A 4,449-nucleotide genomic window follows, 5' to 3' on the forward strand; every position below is an offset into this window, starting at 1 on the left:
GTGCAGTCCCAGGCTGCCGACATCCAAAACAACTGGATGCAGCGCGTGAGGATCCTCGCCCTGGCCAATGCCTCGCTGGATCGTTTTCGCTTGGGGGAAATGGCGCACATCCTGTCCGCCAGCGACGCCGATATGCAGACCTACGAAGACAAATCCGCGGGTCGCCTGAAAAGCGTCAAGGAGCAACTGGCTCAATATGCAGCGCTGTTGCGCACGCCGGAGGAAAAATCGCGCCTGGACGTGTTTAACCAGAGCCTGGAAGGGTACGCCAAGAACCACACCGAGATGCTCAAACGCTCGCGCTCAGGTGACAAGGCTGGCGCCCGTGACTTTCTCAACAGCATTCGAGAAAGCTATGAGCAGATGACCAAGAACTTCGATCAATTGATCGACCTCGCCAACAAGGGCGCAGAACTTGCCGGCCAGACTTCCGTGGCCGCGTACCAGCATGCCGTGGGCGGTATCGCCATCGTCATCGTGCTGGTAAGTGGCGGCACGGTGCTGGTGGCCTGGCTGCTGACCCGCAGCATCACCGGCCCCATCATTGAGGCGGTACGGGTGGCTGAAACCATCGCCAAGGGCGATCTCAGCCAGCCCATCAACCCGACCGGCAATGACGAAGCCACACGCCTGTTGCGGGCACAAGAGACCATGCGTAATAACCTGGTGCAGACACTGCGGCAAATAACCGGCTCGTCGAGCCAACTGGCGGCAGCGGCCGAGGAACTGAATGCCGTTACTGCCGAGGGCAGCCGCGACCTGCAGCAGCAACATGGCGAGATCGAGCAGGCCGCCACGGCCGTCACCGAGATGACCACGGCCATTGAAGAGGTCGCCCGGAATGCCGCCACCACCTCCGACCTGTCCCAGGCGTCGCGCAGCATCGCCTTGAAAGGCCAGCAACGTATGGTCGAGGCACTGAGTTCCATCCAGGCCCTGACCCGTGGTGTAGAGCTAAGCTCCAGCCAAGTGGGCGGCCTGGCCGAGCAGGCCAAAGGCATCGGCAAAGTGCTCGACGTTATCCGCACCATTGCCGAGCAAACCAATTTATTGGCACTGAACGCGGCCATCGAAGCGGCGCGGGCCGGTGATGCGGGCCGTGGTTTTGCCGTGGTCGCCGACGAAGTACGCGCCCTCGCCCATCGCACCGCGCAATCGACCCAGGAAATCGAACAGATGATTGGCAGCATCCAGACCAACACCGCCAGCACCGTCAACACCATGCTCGACAGCAGCACCATGACCCAGCAAACCATTGGCCTGGCCGAACTGGCGCAGCAAGCGCTGGCGGATATCCTTGCCGCTAATGACGAGATCAACAACCGCAATCTGGTGATTACCACGGCGGCGGCGGAGCAAGCTGACGTTGCCCGGGCGGTCGACCGCAACTTGCTGAATATTCAACAGTTGTCGATTCAGTCCGCCGAAGGCTCGACTCAGACCACCGCCGCTTCGCAATCGCTTGCCAGCCTGGCGCATGAGTTGAATACGATGGTGAAGCACTTTCAGGTGTGAAGTATCCGCGCGAATGCCTGCCCGGACACTGTAACTGTGGCGAGGGAGCTTGCTCCCGCTGGGTCGCGTAGCGGCCCCTGCTCTTTGCTTTAAAAGCATGGGACTGCTACGCAGTCCAACGGGAGCAAGCTCCCTCGCCACAGGCAAACTTAGACATGGCTTGCAATAAAAACCGCCCTACTAAAGCGGTTTTTTTATTGCCTGCACTTTCTCAAAAAACCGCAGGCAATAAAAAACCCCAACCCGTCACCCGGTTGGGGTTTTGCGTTTCTACAACCAGCGCTTAGCGCGTTACACGGCTGGTGCCGTTAACCGTCATGATGCGCACGCGGTCGCCAATGCGGAAGATTTCGTTAGGGTCGACGGCCTGGACGTAGGCGCGCATGCTGCCGTCGTCTTCGCGAACGGTAACTTCAACACCCTGGGTGCGGGTCAGTCCTTCTTCAGCGGCGGAACCCAGCAAGCCACCGGCAACCGCACCGATAACGCCAGTGACGATACTGCCACGGCCACCACCGATCGCGCTGCCGCCAACGCCGCCGACCACTGCACCGGCAACACTGCCGATTGGGGTCTTGGTGCCTTCGATTTTCACCGGACGCAGGGATTCAATGGTGCCCATACGAACGGTCTGTACACGACGCGCCTCGTCACGGGAGTACGAGTCGCCGGTCAGACTCGAGGCGCAGCCACCCAACAGCAACGACAAGGTGGTAAAGCAGGCAACTAGTAAAACAGACTTACGCATAGCATCAACTCCAAAGGACAGGTGTTCATTAGACGCCGCTGCTTGGCGCCTGTCACGGCAAGCACGCCAGAAAATTGCTTTCATTCAGCCTGAGTACAGACTGCCAGCACCAAAAAACTCGACGAACGGTAGCTCCCGCCCCGATCCAAAAATCACGTGGAAGCGCTCTTTATTGTAGTCACGCAATCAAAAACGCCGAAGCCTCTGTGTAGAGACTTCGGCGTGATGATCACCATTCAGATGGAATGACGAAAGGTGTAGCTCAGGGCGCCAGGCGCTCGCGCGTCCACTCGCCCGCTTGCAGGCGATAGTTCAGGCGGTCATGCAGGCGACTGGCGCGGCCTTGCCAGAACTCGATGCGCTCAGGCAACAAACGATAGCCACCCCAATGCTCGGGGCAGTCGGGTTGGGTATCGCTGAAACGCTGTTCGGTCTGCTTGAGCAGCTCCTGCAGCTCTTCACGGTCACGAATGACTTGGCTTTGCGGCGATGCCCAGGCGCCAAGACGGCTGCCCAAAGGCCGGACCTGATAATAGGCATCCGACTCTTCAGGCGTGACCTTGACCACCCGCCCTTCGATGCGCACCTGGCGCTCCAGGGAGGGCCAAAAGAAGGTCATGGCCGCAAACGGCCGCGCCGCGAGTTGTTCACCCTTGGCGCTCTGATAGTTAGTGAAGAAGGTAAAACCCTGTGCATCCAGGCCCTTGAGCAGCAGGATGCGACAGTGCGGGCGACCGTCCTGGTCGACCGTTGCCAGGGTCATGGCATTGGCCTCCACCGGTGGCTGCTCGGTTTTCACCGCATCGCCAAACCATTGGTGGAACAACGCAAACGGCTCGTCCGGGGCCTGGGCCTCGCTCAAACCGTCCCGTGTGTAGTCACGGCGCATATCGGCCAGTGCCTGGGTCATGCAGCTTTATCCTTCTGTTTCAACGGATCAGTTTTTCGCCTGGTCGTTCGCAGCCGGGGCGGCAGCCTTCGGTGCGGCTTTTTTCGCGGCAGGCTTGGCAGCGGCTTTTTTCGCAGCTGGCTTGGCGGCAGCTTTCTTGGCCGGGGCTTTTTTCGCCGGAGCCGCTTTTTTCGCAGCCGGAGCCGGCACAGGGGCTGGCGCAGTTTGCACAGCGACCATGTCAGCGCCCGGTGGTTTGCCCGAGTTGTACTTGCTCAGCAGCGCCAACATAGTTGTACGCTGAGTGAACATGATCTCCATGCGACGGTTCAGCGCACGCCCCTGATTGCTGTCGTTGGCGGCACGCGGCATCAGGTCGCCCATACCGCGCAGCATCAAGCGATCCTGCTTCAAGCCGCTGAGGCTGAAGATAGAGGCAATGGATTGCGCACGTTCTTTGGTCAACGCCTGGCTGGCCGGGGCGGTACCTGTGGCATCAACGTGACCCAGGACCAGGACCGCGGTCTTGGGGTCAGCTTCAACAGCTTTGGCAACGCGTGTGAACGGGCCGAGTGTGACCGGCAGCAGCATTGCCGGGCGTTTCGGGTTGTAGGAGCCGTCCACCGGGGCAATCACGACCAATACGTTGTCACGACGTTCCAGTTGCAGGTTGCTGTCCTTGATGGCGGCGCGCAGACGCGGCTCATAATCATCCAGCCAGGCTTGGGTGATTTTCGGATCGGGCATCTGCACGTTGGTCACATCAACCTTGGCCAGTGGCTTTGGCTTGCTTTCGAACGGCCACCACCATTTGGTTTCGGTGTCGGTCTTGGCGACGGCAGGCGCAGCATCCGGCGTGGAAGCAGGGGTTGCGGCCTTGAGGTCGGCTTTCAGGTCGGCTTTGGCATCCGCCGCTTTTTCGTCGGCGCTTTTGGCAGCGAACGGCCACCAGTTGAAGCCGGTGTCAGCCTTGGCTACCGGTGCAGGCGCTGGAGCAGCAGCGGCGGCCACAGGTTCGACAGGCTTGGCGCCGGCGGCAGGTTTGGCATCCGGCTTGGCGTCGGTTTGTGTCACGGCGTCCTTGGTAGCAGCCTTGTCAGATCCAAATGACCACCAGTGCCCACCTTCGGCATCACTTTGTGGTGTTTGTGCGCAGCCAGTAATAGTGAGGCACAGCGCCAGTGCCAAGGACTTGTTCGATAACATGAGGTATCCACAAAATGAGAAAAAAACGGGGGGCCTGGTTGACCCGTTAAACAGACGCTTAGAGAACAGTAAAGTTACACAATTTCGTTCA

At 59.9% G+C, this 4,449-nt stretch carries 4 protein-coding genes; 1 reads left to right on the plus strand and 3 read right to left on the minus strand.

From position 1 onward, the window contains the following. On the plus strand, positions 1–1,515 hold a 1,515-nt coding region (locus tag FEM54_RS25545), incomplete at its 5' end, for a HAMP domain-containing methyl-accepting chemotaxis protein (protein WP_138453552.1). A 283-nt stretch (positions 1,516–1,798) separates the two neighbouring features. Here the strand turns inward: FEM54_RS25545 and FEM54_RS25550 are convergent. The 3 genes from FEM54_RS25550 to FEM54_RS25560 all read right to left on the minus strand — a co-directional run bounded on the left by FEM54_RS25550 (position 1,799) and on the right by FEM54_RS25560 (position 4,358). Then, positions 1,799–2,263 carry an outer membrane lipoprotein gene (locus tag FEM54_RS25550; RefSeq protein ID WP_017137197.1) on the minus strand — a complete coding sequence of 155 codons (465 nt, stop codon included), beginning with the start codon at positions 2,261–2,263 and terminating at the stop codon, positions 1,799–1,801. A gap of 262 nt (positions 2,264–2,525) precedes the next feature. After that, on the minus strand, positions 2,526–3,173 hold the full coding sequence (gene pdxH, locus FEM54_RS25555; protein ID WP_099548576.1) for a pyridoxamine 5'-phosphate oxidase: 648 nt from the start codon (positions 3,171–3,173) through the stop codon (positions 2,526–2,528). A 27-nt stretch (positions 3,174–3,200) separates the two neighbouring features. Then, positions 3,201–4,358 carry an OmpA family protein gene (locus tag FEM54_RS25560; protein ID WP_138453553.1) on the minus strand — a complete coding sequence of 386 codons (1,158 nt, stop codon included), beginning with the start codon at positions 4,356–4,358 and terminating at the stop codon, positions 3,201–3,203. Positions 4,359–4,449 lie beyond the last annotated feature (91 nt).

It is taken from the genome of Pseudomonas edaphica (genome assembly GCF_005863185.1).
GTDB classification, from domain to species: domain Bacteria; phylum Pseudomonadota; class Gammaproteobacteria; order Pseudomonadales; family Pseudomonadaceae; genus Aquipseudomonas; species Aquipseudomonas edaphica.